10 protein-coding genes, 3 pseudogenes and 1 riboswitch are annotated in these 16,355 nt (G+C 69.5%); of the genes and pseudogenes, 10 read left to right on the top strand and 3 right to left on the bottom strand.

Going from position 1 to position 16,355, the window contains the following annotated elements; all coding sequences use genetic code 11:
* Positions 1-405: 405 nt before the first annotated feature.
* Entirely contained in the window at positions 406-720 is a 315-nt protein-coding gene (locus ACWEKM_RS14290; protein WP_451621458.1) for a hypothetical protein, read from the top strand.
* A gap of 539 nt (positions 721-1,259) precedes the next feature.
* On the opposite strand, the gene ACWEKM_RS14285 is transcribed toward ACWEKM_RS14290, so the two are convergent.
* Positions 1,260-3,395, bottom strand: coding sequence for a SpoIIE family protein phosphatase (locus ACWEKM_RS14285; RefSeq protein ID WP_451621457.1), 2,136 nt, complete (start codon positions 3,393-3,395; stop codon positions 1,260-1,262).
* A gap of 11 nt (positions 3,396-3,406) precedes the next feature.
* Positions 3,407-4,873, bottom strand: a complete 1,467-nt coding sequence (locus tag ACWEKM_RS14280; RefSeq protein WP_451621456.1) for a hypothetical protein — start codon at positions 4,871-4,873, stop codon at positions 3,407-3,409.
* 457 nt (positions 4,874-5,330) lie between these two features.
* On the opposite strand from ACWEKM_RS14280, the pseudogene ACWEKM_RS14275 reads away from it, so the two are divergent.
* The 3 genes and pseudogenes from ACWEKM_RS14275 to ACWEKM_RS14265 all read left to right on the top strand — a co-directional run.
* Positions 5,331-6,170, top strand: a pseudogene (locus ACWEKM_RS14275) (O-acetylhomoserine aminocarboxypropyltransferase/cysteine synthase family protein); the annotation flags it as partial.
* Entirely contained in the window at positions 6,167-7,318 is a 1,152-nt protein-coding gene (metX, locus tag ACWEKM_RS14270; RefSeq protein WP_451621464.1) for a homoserine O-acetyltransferase MetX, read from the top strand. The pseudogene ACWEKM_RS14275 and the gene metX, both read left to right, overlap by 4 nt.
* A 226-nt stretch (positions 7,319-7,544) precedes the next feature.
* Positions 7,545-7,754 (top strand): hypothetical protein, encoded by a 210-nt coding sequence (locus tag ACWEKM_RS14265; RefSeq protein WP_451621455.1) that lies wholly within the window; start codon positions 7,545-7,547, stop codon positions 7,752-7,754.
* A 220-nt stretch (positions 7,755-7,974) separates the two neighbouring features.
* On the opposite strand, the pseudogene ACWEKM_RS14260 reads toward ACWEKM_RS14265, so the two are convergent.
* Positions 7,975-8,871, bottom strand: a pseudogene (locus ACWEKM_RS14260) (TauD/TfdA dioxygenase family protein).
* Positions 8,872-9,763: 892 nt separating this feature from the next.
* Here ACWEKM_RS14260 and ACWEKM_RS14255 point away from each other — a divergent pair.
* From ACWEKM_RS14255 to ACWEKM_RS14230, 6 genes and pseudogenes are all read left to right on the top strand, one after another.
* Positions 9,764-10,870, top strand: coding sequence for an LLM class flavin-dependent oxidoreductase (locus ACWEKM_RS14255; protein WP_451621454.1), 1,107 nt, complete (start codon positions 9,764-9,766; stop codon positions 10,868-10,870).
* Complete coding sequence (locus ACWEKM_RS14250) at positions 10,867-12,267, top strand: NtaA/DmoA family FMN-dependent monooxygenase (RefSeq protein ID WP_451621453.1); 1,401 nt, start codon at positions 10,867-10,869, stop codon at positions 12,265-12,267. Before ACWEKM_RS14255 ends, ACWEKM_RS14250 begins: the two co-directional genes overlap by 4 nt.
* A gap of 104 nt (positions 12,268-12,371) precedes the next feature.
* Positions 12,372-13,294: pseudogene (locus ACWEKM_RS14245) on the top strand (LLM class F420-dependent oxidoreductase).
* Between the two features lie 62 nt (positions 13,295-13,356).
* Positions 13,357-14,181, top strand: coding sequence for a DUF1684 domain-containing protein (locus tag ACWEKM_RS14240; RefSeq protein WP_451621452.1), 825 nt, complete (start codon positions 13,357-13,359; stop codon positions 14,179-14,181).
* A gap of 88 nt (positions 14,182-14,269) precedes the next feature.
* A riboswitch (SAM riboswitch) is annotated at positions 14,270-14,383 on the top strand.
* Positions 14,384-14,417: 34 nt separating this feature from the next.
* A complete protein-coding gene (locus tag ACWEKM_RS14235) occupies positions 14,418-14,534 on the top strand; it encodes a putative leader peptide (RefSeq protein WP_334314335.1) in 117 nt (38 codons plus the stop codon).
* Positions 14,535-14,737: 203 nt separating this feature from the next.
* Positions 14,738-16,354 carry an ABC transporter substrate-binding protein gene (locus tag ACWEKM_RS14230; RefSeq protein ID WP_451621451.1) on the top strand — a complete coding sequence of 539 codons (1,617 nt, stop codon included), beginning with the start codon at positions 14,738-14,740 and terminating at the stop codon, positions 16,352-16,354.
* The last annotated feature ends 1 nt before the right edge of the window (position 16,355 follow it).

The following is a 16,355-nucleotide window of genomic DNA, read 5'->3' as shown; positions in this document are numbered from 1 at the left end:
GAGCGCCGCCCGCACCCGCTCGGCCTCCTCCTGCAACCGCGCCACCTCTTCCCGGACCTTCTTCTCCCGGGCCTCCAGCAGACCGAGCACCGACGGCACCAGCCACCTCCACAAGCGAGACGAACGGACGAAACACGCCCATCTCTCCCGCCGCCAGGCGGAGTTCATGCCCACCCAGCCCGAACCAAACGATCACGTTCGGAAAGCGGATGGTGTCTAAGGAACCCACACCGTCCAGACGCATGATTGGGCTGCGCCGCCGGGGATGGCGTCGTTCTCGCGGACTGTCCAGTTTGATGGTCTTATCTCCAAGCTGGTCAAGGGCCTGGGTGCTGTCGACGATCTTGTGATCCGGACGGACGGGCGGCCGTTCCTCGGTGTTCGCGATTATGCACGTGTGCTCTCGTGATCTTCGCCGCCTACAGTTCGGTGATCGGTACCTTCTTCTCCGAGCTCTTCCCCACCCGGATCCGCTACCCAGGTATCTCCCTCGCGTACCACCTTGCCTCCGTCGTCGCCGGTTCGCTCGCGCCGGTCATCGCGCTCGTGCTGTACGTGAAGTTCGCCACCGGTTACGCGATCGGCGCCTGTCTCGCGGCCATGGGCATGGTGTCGCTGATCGCCGCGCTCATCGCGAAGGAAACCCGCTCCGTCACACTCGACACAACCGAGAGCATCGACGAGAACAACACACCAAGCGCGAAAACCACACCGACATAGCCCTGAGGTGCGATCAGGCACCGTGGCGCCAGCGCGATGAGGCATGGTCCGACACGGAGTGGCGCCCGGACCATGCCTGCTCCACGGTGCCACAGCTACAACAGGTGGGCACGATCTCCGGTCGAGGTGGGGCGGTGGAGTGTGGTCAGAGCTGCTGGCGTTCAGGCCGCCGAGCGGCGACGGGGCCACGGGCCGACGACGTCCAGCGACCCGAGTGTGTGAGGTCTTTTCGCCCGAGCCGGGCACTCCCCCGCCGGTGTCCGCCCACCTCGAGCCTCGGCAGCGCCGGGTCGCCGACAGCGACGCCACGACACGGGAACGGCTGAGCCGCGCCCGAGCAACCGCTCCGGGCAGGTCGCCGCCGACGAGCCGGGAAGCGGTCCACTGCGAGCCCTTCTCGGTCTCTCTTCCCCATCGCGTCTTGGAAGGACGCAGCGCACCGGCGTCAGCCAGGGTGGGGAGTGTGCAGGTGCTCGGGAATTGACCGTGGCAACGCGGCGCCCGGTCGATCAGCAGCCGGCGGCGCACAGCGCGCTCTATTACAGAGCCTGCTCGCACCAGATGGTCTTGCCCTGCCGGGTGTGTCGGCTACCCCACCGCTGGGTCAGTTGGGCGACCAGCAGCAGTCCGCGGCCGCCCTCGTCGTACAGGCGCGCACGGCGAAGGTGCGGGGCCGTGTTGCTGCCGTCGACGACCTCGCAGATGAGCGTGCCGACCTTGATCAGCCTCAGCTGGATGGGCGACTGCCCGTACCGGAGCGCGTTGGTGACCAACTCACTCACCACAAGTTCGGTAACGAACTCCAGCTTCTCCAGGCCCCAGGCACTCAGCTGCTCCTGGGCCCAGCTTCGGGCTTCGCCGACGGCGGCGGGATCGGCGGGAATATCCAGTACAGCGATCTGGTCCGTGCCCAGAGCGCGAGTACGGGCGATGATCAGGGCAGCGTCGTCGGTGGGGGCGGCCGGGAGCAGTTCGTCAACCACGTGGTCGCACAGAGCGTCCGGCGAGCGTGCGGGGTAGGTCAGCGCGGTGCGTAGCCGCTCCAGTCCCTCATCGACGTCGCGATTGTGGATGTCCAGCCAACCGTCGGTGTACAGGGCAAGCAGGGTGCCCTCGGCTAGGTGCACCTCGAAGGATTCGAACGGCAGATTGCCCAGGCCGAGCGGGGGTCCGGAAGGGATGTCCAGGAACCGTGTGGAGCCATCCGGGGCCACTGCCAGCGGCGGCGGATGCCCGGCCAGGGCCAGCACGCAGGTGCGTGCAACCGGGTCGTAGACCGCGTAGGAGCACGTGGCGCCCAGGCCAGTGGGGTCAGTGCCGACGTCGCTGTCCTCGGTGGCCAGGCGGGTGACCAGGTCGTCCAGGTGGGTAAGCAGCTCGTCCGGGGGCAGGTCCACGTCCGCCAGAGTGCGCACTGCGGTGCGCAGCCGCCCCATGGCAGCGGCGGCAGTAAGGCCGTGGCCGACGACATCGCCCACGACCAGGGCCACGCGGGCGCCGGACAGTGGAATCACGTCGAACCAGTCTCCCCCTACGTGAGAGCGCCCGCCCGCAGGCAGGTAGCGGGAGGCGGCCTCGACCGCCACCTGCGTCGGCAGACGCCGAGGTAGCAGGCTCTGCTGCAGCGCCAGGGCGGCTGTGCGCTCGCGGCTGAAGCGTCGGGCGTTGTCAAGGCACACCGCGGCGCGGGCGACTAGCTCCTCCGCCAGCAGGCGTTCGTCATCGGTGAAAGGTTCCGTGGCGCAGCGGAGGATCATGGTGACGCCCAAGATGGCGCCGCGCGCACGTACCGGCACGCTCAGGATCCACCGGTAGCACTTTTGTCGGTAAAGGTTGGCGCGCACAAGGTCTTCAGCCAACCAGGCGCGGGTCGCCGGGTCTGTCACGTGGTGCATGTCCGAACGGCCGGTCACCATGCAGCGGACCGCAGGAGAGTAGGCGGGGTAGAAGTCCACTTCTCCTGGCTGGCGCAGGGCTTCCGGGGCTCCTTCATGGATCGACCGGTTTGCGACCCGCCGCAGCGCTACCGCACTCGTGAAAGGGCCGGGCTCCTCACCGCTGAGCGTGGTATCCAGCAGGTCGACGTTGAGCCAGTCTGCACGGAGCAGGGGGAGAGTCACGTCCGCGAGCTCCTGGGCAGTGCGCATCACGTCCAGGGTGCTGCCGATGCGGGTACTGGCCTCATTCAGCGCGGCCAGTCGCTCGCGGGCGCGGTACTTCTCGGTGGTGTCGGCTGCCGTGAAACACAGGCCCAGTACACGCCCGAGCCGGTCGCGCAGCAGGGAAGCGGAGACGGAGAACACACGGTCGTGCTGGGGCTCGGCGGGCAAGCGGCCTTGGAACTCTGCTTCCTGGACGGGCTCGCCGGTGGCGAGGACTTGGCGCAGGCACCGCTCCCAGGCCACCGGGTTGTGGCTGATCAGGACGTCGGTGACGTGCTTGCCTCGGTGGTCCGCCTCTGAGACTCCGGTCAGGCGGGTCATCGCGGAGTTCTGTCGGACACATCGCAGCGTGAGATCGCAGATCATCACCGCGATGGGGGAAGAGGTGAACAGCCAGTCCAGTACCGCTCCCCCGTCCTGGGACAGTGTTGGAGAGGGACGCCCTGCTGCGGGGAGAGGCAGTACTCCCTCGTGCGATGGACGCCCGCCGCGAGCGGCGCCTTCAGCGCTCATACCGCCCGGCCTTACTGGGGTGCAATCGGAGTGTGTGTCCTTAGACTAATCTTCAAAACGCTACCCTCGCTCTGCGTCCCGAACAAGGCATGCTCCCGAGGTGGTCGGTGCGATCGGCCATGTCCGGACCACCCGACGGAACGCCAGGAACTCAGACCCACAGCAAGGGGGCACGGTGGCTGGGGCGCGTCTGAACCGGCTGCCGTCTGAGGAGGTAGTGGCTTGGCGCCGTCGCCGAAGCTCCACCGGGGAGAGCGCCGTGCCAACCGCGTACGGGCCGCACGCTGGACCTCTCTCGCAGAGATCAGACGGGGTGAAGCGCTTTGTGGACCGGCTGAGGGACGTCGCTCAACCGGTGAGGACTGCCGGGCGGCGCCGGGTGATTCCCGCGGTGAGGGCGGCAGCGAGCCCCGCGGTGGCCAGAGGCGCGCCACGATCAGAACGGCCTGCCACGCCAGCGCCTGCAGCAGGTAGCCCAGCACGTCGGTGAGCATCAGCGAGTACGCCGCAACGCCGCAGACGACCACCCACGCGATGTGCGGCAACCGGATGCCGAGAACGCTCCGCACGACGGTCTCAAGGTTGTTCGCGGCCAGGAAGTAGTTCGCGGTGTTGATGCGCGTCTGGGAGATCGCGACCAGCAGCACACCCGCGAGCCCCAGCGATCCCACGACGGCGTCGACCACGCCACTCTCGGTGCCGCTCGCGCCGAAGGCGGTGACGACATGGATGCCGATCAGCCCGTTGACCCCGAACGTGCAGGCGTAGAAGAGCGGACCGAACGTCACCCGACGGTGGAAACCCGCGTCCTCGGACCGCCCGAGAGCAGCGAAGTCGATGGTGTACATCATCATCACCCACACACCCATGTAGATCAGGTATGAGCCCAGCCAGCCCGGAATGCCCGGCGTCGGCGCGGGCGCAGCCAGCCAGCCGTGCGGGTACCCGTGCTTGAGCGTCGCCGCCAGGACAAGCGCGACCAGACCCGTCACGTAGAACGGCAGCAAAAACCCGTTGAGCCGGTCGAGCCAGTGCCGGACCCCGCCGAAGGCCAGCGGCATCGCATACAGCACGCACACGGCGTACCAGAGCTTGATGCTGCCGCCGAACCAGGCATGCATGCTCACCGCGATGACCGAGCCCTCGAAGGCGCCGTAGTAGAGTGCGGTGACGGCGAGCAGCAGCGCCGCGAGGGTCGCGCCGTGTCTGCCGAAGAGCACCTGTGACAGGCTTTCGACGGTGTGCCCGGTGCGCAGGGCGTACGTCGCCAGCACCTTGTTGACGATCCCGTACGTGGCGATGGAGAGCACCATGCCGATGATCGTGCTGCGTGGGCCGTACGCCGCGGCGGACGCCGCTGAGACATAGAGCCAGAACATAGCGCTGAACAGCGACCACCAAGCCATGGTGAGAGACCACTTGTTGACTTTCGTCTCGGCTGCCTGGGGATCGACGGCTTGTCTTTGGAGCTGGACCATGTCGCGGAACCTTCGGTGCTGCCAGCGTGGTTCGCCGGTTGTCACGAGGGTGCCGACGGCAGTGCCCGGCCGATATGTGTCGGTGCGTACAAACGGCCGGCCGGGGGCTGTCCAAGCTGCGCACTCGCGTCACCGTCATGGTCCGGCACGCTTGGTCCGCCCAACGCCGCTGGGCGTTCGATGACCGGCCAAGCAACCGCAGAGGGAGACATGGCGACTCTTCGCTCACACGTCCTGATCGATCACAGCCCGAGCACGGTGTGGAAGGTGATCCGAGGAGGAGATCGTCACGCTCGACGACGAGCTGCTTCGCCTCCAGTACCGGGCGGTCGGCGGGGATCTTCCGATCACCAGCCACCTGGGCACGGTCGACGTCCTGGAGATCGATGAGGGCCGCTCGATGGTGGTCTACAGCACCGAGATCGAGCCTGATGGGCTCGCGGGCGCGTTCGGCCCCGCCGAGACACTCGGCAATCCGCGCGGCAATGTGCTCGACGTACGGGCGGTGGCCGACGTCGCGCACGCGGCGGGCGTCCCGCTGATCGTGGACAACACCGTGCCCACCCCGTACCTGCTCCGGCCCATCGAGCACGGCGCCGACATCGTCGTGCACTCCGCGACCAAGTTCCTCGGCGGCCACGGCACCACCATCGCCGGCATCGTCGTCGACGGCGGCACCTTCGACTTCGGCGCCCACGCCGACCGGTTCCCCGACTTCAGCGAACCTGACCCCAGCTACCACGGCCTGCAGTACTGGCCCGCGCTCGGCCCGGGTGCCTTCGCCATCAAACTGCGCGTGCAGCTGCTCCGCGACATCGGACCGGCCCTCTCCCCGCACTCGGCCTTCCTGCTGCTGCAGGGCGTGGAGACGCTCAGTCTGCGCCTCGAACGGCACTCCGCCAACGCCCAGGCCCTGGCCGAATGGCTGGAACAACGCGACGAGGTCGCCACCGTCCACTACCCGGGCCTGGAATCCAACCGGTGGTACGAGGCAGGGCAGCGCTACCTGCCGCGCGGCGCCGGCGCGGTCCTGGCCTTCGAACTGCGGGACGGCGTCGAAGCGGGCAAGCGGTTCGTCGATGCTGTCGAGCTGTTCAGCCATCTCGCCAACATCGGCGACGTGCGCAGTCTCATCATCCATCCGGCGTCCACCACCCACAGCCAGCTGGACGAGGCACAGCTGGCGGCGACCGGCACCTCGCCCGGCCTGGTCCGCCTGTCGGTCGGCATCGAGAACCTCGCCGACCTCAAGGCGGACCTGGAGGCAGGCTTCCGCGCGGCGAAGGGCGCGTCCTGAACACCGTACTGGCGACCTCCGAGGTCCCCCTCCCGCCGGCCTCCGGGGCCTGGCGGGAGGGGGACCCGCCGGGGCGCCGACAATGGCACGTACGGGAGAAACCGCTGCCGCTGGAGGCCGGAGGTGAACTGCCCGGCGTGCGGCTCGCGTTCGAAACCTGGGGGCGGCTTGCACCTGACCGCTCCAATGCCGCACTCGTGCTCCACGCGCTCACCGGCGACAGCCATGTCACCGGACCGGCCGAACCCGGTCATCCCACACCCGGCTGGTGGGACGGGCTCATCGGGACCGGTCTCGCACTGGACACCGACCGCTGGTTTGTCGTCGCTCCCAACGTGCTGGGCGGCTGCCAGGGCAGTACCGGACCGGCGTCCTTCACACCCGATGGACGCCACTGGGGTGGCGGCTTCCCTTTCCTGACACAGCGTGACCAGGTGGCCGCAGAGGCGGACCTGGCCGACACGCTGGGCATCGACCGCTGGGCACTGGTCGTCGGCGGGTCGATGGGCGGAATGCGGGCGCTGGAATGGGCCGTGTCGCATCCGGAACGGACGCGGGCGCTCCTTCTGCTGGCCACGGCGGCCGCGGCGAGCGCGGAGCAGATCGCCTGGGCGAACATCCAGCTCCATGCCATCCGCAGCGACCCTCACTGGCGCGGCGGCGACTACCACGACGCCGGCCCCGGACTCGGCCCGCACGCGGGACTCGGCCTGGCCCGTCGCCTCGCCCACGTCACCTACCGCAGCGAACCGGAACTCCAGGTCCGCTTCGGCCGCGCGCCGCAGGGCACGGAGGATCCCTGGAACGGCGGCCGGTACCAGGTCGAGTCCTATCTCGACCACCACGCCGCCAAGCTCGTGCGCCGCTTCGACGCGGGCAGCTACGTCACACTGGCAGAGGCCATGAACAGTCACGACATCGGTCGCGGCCGAGGTGGTACGCGCGCCGCCCTGAGCCGTGTGACGGCCAGGACCCTGGTCGCAGGCGTCGACTCGGACCGTCTCTATCCGCTGCCCCAGCAAGCGGAGTTGGCAGCCGGGATTTCTACAGCGGATCACGTCCGGGTGGTCGAATCCCCATACGGTCACGACGGCTTCCTCATCGAAGTGGGACAAGTCGCCGCACTCGTGAGCGAACTCGTCGGCTAGACGGCGCCGGGTGGCCGCGTGGGCTCGGCCTCCGGCCCTCGCCGTCGGCGGTGACGCTGCGCGGCGAAGCGGTGGTCCCGCGTCAATGTCGGCATCCTGTTCCTCACCACGGCCCGGCGCGAGGCGTCGGGCCAGAGGGGCAGAAACCCAGTCGGGCCAGCCATGTCGGCGAGCTCCCGCCCCCCTCGATGAGCTTGTCCATCTCGGGGTTCCGCTCGTTTCGACGGTGAGCTCGCCGTACATGGTCAGCGCGCAGCTGCACGAGCGCCACCCACAACTGGACGTCACCGAGCGTGAGTTCACCGCCGCCCTGCCCGACGCCTCGGACGGCGGGATGCCGGCCCGCTGCAGCGAAATGGCCAAGTCAGGCCCGAGGACGCCCTGTTGCCACAGATCGGCGGCTGACTTCACGATCGAGGTCGGTGCCGGGGCGTAGGTCTTCGACACCACTCCGGCCCGGGCGAGCGCCTCCCAGGCGATGAGGATCGCGACCGGAGTCGTGTAGCTGCCCAGCGGCCAGCGCAGGCGCTCGCGGAGTGTGCTGAGCGGTGTGCTTCGGCGGGCGTCGCGCGGCAGGAACACCTCACGCTCGCGCACGCTCGCCGTCTCGACGTCCGGGCGCTCGGTGGCGGCCGGCGCCTTGAGGCTGAGCTCGGTCATGCCGCCACCGCCAACACGCTGCTGTAGTGCGACGAATCGCCGACGAGTTGCTCGCTGCGGCGGCCGTCGACACCGGTCGGCACCTCACCCGCGACCGTCACCCGGTTGAGGCGGCGCGGGTGGTCGTCGTAGTTGTCCACCCCGTAGTGCTGGGTGATCCGGTTGTCGAAGATCAGCAGCTGGTTCGGGGACCAGGTCCAGCGCAGGATGTTCTCCGGGCGGGTCACGTACGACTGCAGGATGCGCAGCAGGTCCACCGAGTCACTGCCCGACAGCCCGACGATCCGCTTGGCGAACCCGCCGATGAACAAACCGCGTTCACCCGTCAGCGGATGCACCCGCACGACCGGGTGCTCGGCCTCGTAGGGCGTCGAGACGAAGACGCGGTCGTACTCCTGCCGTTCGGCGGTCACGGCCGCGGGGCGCGCGTAGTCGTACTGGTTCGTGTGCACGACGCGCAGCGTGTCGGCAAGGGAGCGCAGCGGTTCGGGCAGGTCGCGATAGGCCGCCGCGGCGTTGGCGATGAGGGTCTCTCCGCCGTACGGCGTGGTCACGATCGACCGGAGCGTGGTGAGCTGCGGCGGATTGACAACGAAGGTGACGTCCGTGTGCCATTCATTGGCCTTGGACGTCTCACTGTCGACGGCGAGCACGTTCGTCGTGCCCTCTGCCGCCGGCACGTTCGGATGAGCGGTCGTCAGGTCGCCGAACTACCCGGCCACACGCTCCTGGTCGGCGTTGTCGAGCCGCACGTCGTCGAACACGATCGCCTTGTGCTCGTTGAGGGCGTCCCGGAGCGTGGTGATCGTCGAGAAGTCCGGCGGCGCCGCGAGGTCGACGCCCTCGACGACTGCGCCGATACGGCCGGTGAGCTTAAGGATGGACGGAGGCATGAGGGGGTCCCTCCGGACGGATGAGCACACCAAGGCGTGCCGGGCAGTTGGATGAAGGCGCTGGTAGCGCGCAGGGCTGATCGACCCAGCACGCGGAACGCCGAATCGGCCGGGCCGGAGAGAAAAAGCGTGGTCGCAGGACTGCTACAGCCGCGTTCTCAGCGACCCGGTCGGCGTGCGCGAACAGGCTTCCGGCTGATACGAGGCGGAGAGCTCACAGGAGGCGGATACGACGATCCGGTAGGGAAGCATCGCAGTGCGGGCGGTTTCACACCGCCCCGGCCCGGCGCGCGCCGACTACACACACCGGCGGATGCCGGCGACCACTTGCCGGGTCAGTGACAACAAAACGCGCTGGAGACGTGCGCCAGATCGATGTGGCGCCGCCGGGTCAGGTCCACGCGCGGGTTCATGGGACGGGAGTCCAGCAGACGGTCACCACGTTGGTCAATGCTTTTCCGGACAGGTCTTGCATTGCGGACACGCAGCACCTCTGCGCCGGTCGACGGCCGCCGCTCGGTACGGCTTGCCCGCCGTCGCCGTCGACGGCGACGGTGGGCAAGATCCGCGCATTCGAGGCCCAAGAAGGCACGCAGGCGTCCCAGCGGTGAGACGCCCCTCCGCCATGTGCGACCTTGACATTCGCAGGGGCGGACGACGTACGTTGAAAAGGAGATTACTGACAGCCGGAGGCTTTGATGCACGTACTGGGCGCGGCACCGCGCGGTGCGTGCACCGGTGCACGGCTCATCACCCGGCGTCATGTCGACTACTGCCGTACCTCCTCCGCCGTCTGTCCTTCCGTACACGCCTGACCCTGCCGGCCTTCCCGCCGGCTGTCTCGTCGTGGCCCTATGGCCGCGAGTCCTCGTGTTTCCCGGAAGGAACCCCATTGACCGGCCCCGCCCTGCACCTGGCCGTCGAGATCGACAGCGACGGCGCCCACCCCGCGGCCTGGCGCCGCGCCGTCCACTCTCCCGATCAGCTGCTCACACCGCGCCGCGTGGCCCAGGTCGCCGCCATCGCCGAGAACGCCGGGTTCACCCTGATCACCCTGGATGACGGGGTGCTGCCGCCCGGCGCCTCACCGGGGCCGGTGGGCCGTATCGGCGCGGTGGAGCGGGCGGCCTTCGTCGCGGCGTCCACGAGCACCGTCGGGATCGCGCCCGTCGTCCCGGTCACGTATGCCGAACCCTTCCATTTCTCCAGCCAGTTGGCGTCCCTGGACCACGTCTCCGCTGGTCGCGCCGGGTGGGTGGTGACGGAGGAGGAACGTCCCGAGGCGGCGCGTGCCTGGGGGCGGCCGCTGATCGCCGACGCCGCCGCGCGGGCCCGGGAGTCCCGGGACGGTGTGGAGGTGGCCCGCGCCCTGTGGGACTCGTGGGAGGACGACGCGGTCATCCGGTCCGTGGCCACCAGCCGCTACCTCGACCGCGAGCGGCTGCACTACATCGACTTCACGGGCGAGACGTATGCCGTCAAAGGCCCGTCGATCGTGCCGCGCCCGCCTCAGGGGCAGCTGGTCGTCCTGGGCCGGCCGGACCGGGTTCCCGCCGCACAGCTCGACGTCGCTCTCGTCGAGGGGCGCGACCTCGCGTCGGTCACCACGGCCGCTGCCGCCGCCGGTACGCCCCGCGTCTTCGCCGAGGTCGACGTGGCGCTGGACACCCCGGAGTCCACGGCCGCCGAGCGCGTCGCCGACCTGGAACGGCACGCGGCGTGGAGCGACCGGGGAAGGCTGCGGCACGTCGGTCCCGCAGATCAACTCGTCGCTATCCTGGGTGAATTGAGTCGTCACGTCGACGGTGTACGGCTGCATCCGTTGGTGCTGGACGAGGACCTGCCCGTCCTCTCCCGCCTCGTGCTGCCGGCCCTGTCCGAGCGGCGCCTCGTCACCCGTGCGCTGCCCGGTACGTCCCTGCGCTCGACCCTGGGTCTGGAGCGCCCCGCCAATCGCTTCGCCGCCGCATCCGCGGCTGCCCAGGAGGACGCCCGATGACCCGCACCGACCCCCTCGACGTCCCCCGGCCGCACGCCCAGCTGCACTTCGGGGTGTTCTTCCAGGGCGTCAACCACTGGACCATCTGGTCCGCCCCCGAAAGCGGCTCCCAGATCGACCCAGCCTCTTTCCGCCGGGTCGCGCAGACAGCCGAACGGGGCCTGTTCGACGCGTTCTTTCTCGGCGAGGGGCTGCGGCTGCGCGAGGTCGACGGCAGGATCCACGATCTCGACGTGGCCGGACGTCCTGACGCCATCACCCAGCTCGCCGCGCTGGCCGCGGTCACCCGCCGGATCGGCCTGGTCTCCACCTCGAACTCCACCTTCAACGAACCCGCCGATCTGGCCCGCCGTCTGTCCGGACTCGATCTCCTCTCCGAGGGCCGCGCCGGCTGGAACGTGGTGACCACGGACAACGCCTGGACCGGAGCGAACTTCCGCCGCGGCGGCTACCTCGACCATGCCGACCGCTACCGCCGCGCCGAGGAGTTCCTCACCGTGGCCCGCGCCTTGTGGGACGGCTGGGAAGACGGATCAATCGCCGACTCCGCGCGTGCACGGGAATGGTCGGTGCCCGGTGCCGTACGCCGGGTGCGCCACCGCGGACCGCAGTTCGACGTCGACCTCGCCCCCACCCTGCCGCGCAGCGCCCAGGGCCACCCGGTCATCTTCCAGGCCGGTGACTCCGGTGAGGGACGCGACTTCGCCGCCCGCAACGCCGACGTCATCTTCTCCGCGCACGGCAACGACTTCGACGACGCACTGGCTTTCGCCGACGACATCCGGCGCCGGCTGCGGGCGGTCGGCCGACCCGACGACGACCTGCGGATCCTGCCCGGCACCGAGATCATCCTCGGCGCAACCGAGGAGGAGGCCCAGGAGAAGAAGCGCTGGATCCGCCTCCAACAGGTCACCCCAGCCACGGCGTTGGGGATCGCCGGGCTGCTGTGGGGCATCGACCTCTCGGACCGCGACGCCGACGGGCCACTGCCGAAGGAGGATCCGGTCGTCGCCGAGAACGACGGTTCCTTCGGCGCCCGGCGCATCGCCGACCCGCGCGCGGTCGTGGCCGAATGGCGGGCGAAGGCGGACGCGCACGGCTGGTCGCTGCGCGAGACCGTCATCGCGCTCGGCCCACAGCGCGGGCATGTCGGCACCCCGTCCGGCCTGGCCGACAAGTTCGCCCACTTCGTACGGCGCGGCGCGATCGACGGCTTCAACGTCACGCCGTACCTCATCCCCGACGGCCTCGACGACATCGTCGACCTGCTCGTCCCGGAACTGCAGGAACGCGGGGTCTACCGCACCGAGTACACCGGCACCACCCTGCGCGAGAACCTCGGCCTGCGCGAACCCCTCACGCACCGGTCCGCGCGGGACCGACGGCAGGCGGGATGAGCACCGGGATGGCCCTTCCGCTCAGGATTGAGTACACATGACTGACAAGAAGCTGTCACACACAGACCGGAATGCGGGTCCGACCGACGCCCGTTCTGACTGACATGACTGTTGGAGTAGCGCTCAACGCGTCCGACGCGCCGAACCAGGTCGACGCCACCGTGCAACTGGCCCAGGAGGCCGCGGGCGCCGGTCTGCGGTCGGCCTGGTTCGGGCAGACCTTCGGCGCGGACTCACCCCAGCTCGCGGCGATCGTCGGACGCGAGGTGCCCGGACTGCAGGTCGACACCTCCGCGATCCCCGTCTTCGGCCGCCACCCGCTGCTGGTCTCCAACCAGGCCCAGACCGCCCAGGCCGCGACCCACGGCCGCTACCACCTCGGCCTGGCCCTGGGCACGAAACTGCTGACGGAGACCGGCTTCGGCCTGCCCTTCGAACGCCCCATCGCCCGCCTGCGTGAATTCCTCACCGTACTGCGGCAGTTGACCGAGACCGGCACGGCCGACTTCCACGGCGAATTGCTCACCGCGACCACCCCGGTCCCGGCGCGGTACCGGGTGCCGAGAGCGGTGTCCCCCTGCTGGTCGCCGCGATGGGGCCGCAGGCGCTGCGGGTCAGCGGTGAGCTGGCGGACGGGATCCTGCCCTACCTGGCGGGACCGCGCGCCCTTGCGGAACACATCGTGCCCGCCCTGACCGCAGCCGCCGAGGCCGCCGGCCGCCCCGCGCCCAGGATCGTGGCCCTGGTGCCCGGCGTGGTCACCGACGACGTGGAGGCGGTGCGGGCCAAGGCCACCGAGAGCCTCGCGTTCTACGAACAGATCCCGTCCTACGCCCGGGTCATCGAGCTCTCCGGCGGCCGGCGGGCCGCCGACCTGGCCGTGATCGGCGACGAGAAGGCCGTCGAGGCCGAGATACGCCGTTACCGCGACGCCGGCGCCACCGAGGTCGTGTTCTCGGGCACCGAGATCGCGGGAGAAGCCGACCGCCGAGGCACCTGGCGACTCCTCGGCGAACTGGCTCGCTGAGCACGCCGGTCGAACCGACGGCCCGACCGGCCCCCCTGCACCCCCGTGACGAAGGAGTACCCATGACCAGCGAGGCCACCACGACCGACTTCCGTGCATTCACCGAGAACTGGCTGGAGTGGTACCGCGCCCAGGAGGCCCGGCTCGCCAGCCCGCACGGGTTCCTGGCGATCACCGGCCTGCACTGGCTCGACGACCGGCCCCAGCGCTTCCCCGACGCGCCCGGTGCGTGGCGCACCGGCCCAGACGGGGTCGTCGTAGACCTCGACGACGGCGAGGAACTGGTCGTCGACGGAACGCCGGTGCACGGGGAACACCACTTCGGCGTGCTTCCCGAACGCGGCGGCGTCGACGCGGTCTGGGGAGACGCCGTCATCGAGGTCGCCAAGCGCGGCGGCAACGACATCGTGCGCCCCCGGCACCCGGACGCGCCGCTGCGTACGGCCTTCACCGGAACACCCGCGTACGCCCCCGACCCGCGCTGGGCCGTGACGGGCCGCTACATCCCCTTCGACACGCCACGGCCGACCACCGTGGGCGCCGCCGTCGAGGGCCTTGAGCATGTGTACGACGCTCCCGGCAGGGTCGAGTTCGAGCTGGACGGGCGCCCGCTGTCGCTGACCGCGTTCCCCGGCCCTGGCGCGGACCGGCTGATGGTGCTCTTCACCGACGCGACCTCCGGGGTCACCACCTACGCCGCCAACCGGGCCCTGCCCCTGGAGCCGCCCGCCGCCGACGGTACGGTCGTCCTGGACTTCAACCGCGCCGCGAACCTGCCATGCGCCTACACGGACCTGGCCACCTGCCCGCTGCCCCCGGCCGAGAACCGGCTGCCGGTGGCGATCGAGGCCGGCCAGAAGATCCCCCGCGAGCGCGGCGGTTCCTGAGCCGGACCCGGTGCCGGTCCGACTGCCCCAGCAGGGCGTCGATTTCCGGCATTGACGTACGACAAGAGCCCTCCGTACGATCACGAACGGCATTGAGTGCCAGCGTCAAGCCCTGGCTCGCTGACCGGCAACCCTCCCGCGCGGTGGGGTGCTCCAGGTGAAAGCCCGGCGGGATCACCGACGATCCCCGCAAGCGCGTGGCCCCGTGACCGGGGCCGGAAATGTGGAGGACCGGCATGCGGCACGGTGGTGACCTCAGCGCCCGCTTCGCCGACGCCACCGTGTTCTCCCGGCTCTCGCGTCGGCGCCACATCGACCTCAAGCGCTCGACCAGCTGCCTCTGTCAGGCCTGACGGCCCCTTCCGCCGCCGGTCGTAGTCCGGCACGCACCGGCCGTCACCGCAGCCGCCTGCGGCTGACCCCCGCTCCGCCCTGGTCCCTGTCTGCACAGCGCTTCCCCGCCACCGGTCTTGTACCGGCCAGGGCCGCACACCCATGCACGGTTGTGCCTTGTACGGCGCCTCCATGCCTGGTGACACGAGTAGGAGAACCCTCCGTGAACGCACTTCCGGCTTTCAGAGCCCCCCGCTGGGCGCCCCTCGCCGCCCTGCTGACCACCAGTGTTCTGCTGACCGCCTGCGGTTCGGGCGACGACTCCGATAGCGGAAGCAGCCGGCCGAAGTCCGGTGGCACCCTGACCTTCGCGGTGAGTTCCGACGTCGGCTGCGCGGATCCACAGCAGGTCGGCAGCAACGAGAGCATCTACTCGGTGCGCCAGACCGTGGACTCCCTGACCGACCAGGACCCCAGGACCGGCAAGATCGTGCCGTGGCTCGCCAAGAGTTGGGACATCAACGCCGACGCCACGGAGTTCACCTTCCATCTGCGCTCGGGCGTCACCTTCAGCGACGGCTCCCAGCTGACCGCGCAGGTGGTCAAGGACAACTTCGACGCGGTGCCGAAGCTCGGCGCCCTCGGGGTCCTCGCCCAGGGCTATCTCAGCGGCGTCAAGAGCACCACCGCGGTAAACCCGCTCACCGTCAAGGTGACCTTCAAGGAGCCCAACGCCCAGTTCTTCCAGGCGACTTCGACCCACTCGCTGGGCATCGAGTCGTCGGCGAGCGTGAAGAAGACCCCGCAGCAGAAGTGCAGCGACGGTGTGATCGGGTCGGGGCCGTTCGTGCTCAAGCAGTACGTCCAGAACCAGTCGATCACTCTGGCCAAGCGCACCGGCTACGACTGGGGCTCCTCGCTGTGGTCCAAGAAGGGCGAGGCATACTTGGACAAGCTGGTCTTCAAGGTCGTCCCCGAGGCGGGGGTGCGGGCCGGCAGCCTCCAGTCCGGGCAGGTGGACGCGATCAGCAGCGTCGGCAAGGCCAACGAGGCGGCGCTCGGGGGCGGTCAGGTCACCCTGCTGCGCCGGGCCAACCCCGGTGTGGTCTTCGGGCTCGGCGTCAACAACTCGCGGCCGCTGCTGAAGGACGTGAAGGTGCGTCAGGCGATCCTGGCGGCCATCGACCGCAAGCAGATCGCCGACACCGTGTTCCCGACCGGCACCCAGCCGGCGACCAGCGTCCTGGCGCACACCACGCCCGACTACACCGACCTCTCCTCGGACCTCGCCTTCGACGCGGCCAAGGCGAAGTCCCTGCTGGAAGCGGCCGGTTGGAAAGCCAGCAGTGACGGCATACGCGCCAAGGACGGCAAGAAGCTGAGCCTGACCATCAGCTGGTTCCCCAACGCCGCCACCAACCAGCCCGCACTGGAGCTGGTCCAGCAGCAGCTGAAGGCCGTCGGGATCGACGTGGTGCTCAAGCAGGGTCAGGTCAGTCAGTTCGCCACCACGCTCCAGGGCGGTGACTTCGACCTGGTGTGGAGCAACGTGACCCGCTCCGACCCGGACATCCTGCGTACCTCCTTCTCCACCCAGCTGGCCAACTTCTACCGCCTGCCCGCCACTTCCCTGGACAGGGCACTGTCCGGCCAGGCCGCGACCACGGACACCGCCAAGCGCGAGCAGCTGGTGGACGAGGCGCAGCAACTGATCGTGCAGAACGCGTACAACGTGCCAGTGGTGGAACTCCAGACCCAGCTGGCCGTGTCGAAGAAGGTGCACAGCCTCGACTTCGACTCGGGCAGCCGCATCCAGTTGCACGACACCTCGATCGGCTAGC

The organism is Streptomyces sp. NPDC004752, from assembly GCF_053601275.1.
Note: the sequence above shows the minus strand (reverse complement) of the source record. Positions and strands in the feature narration are given on the sequence as shown.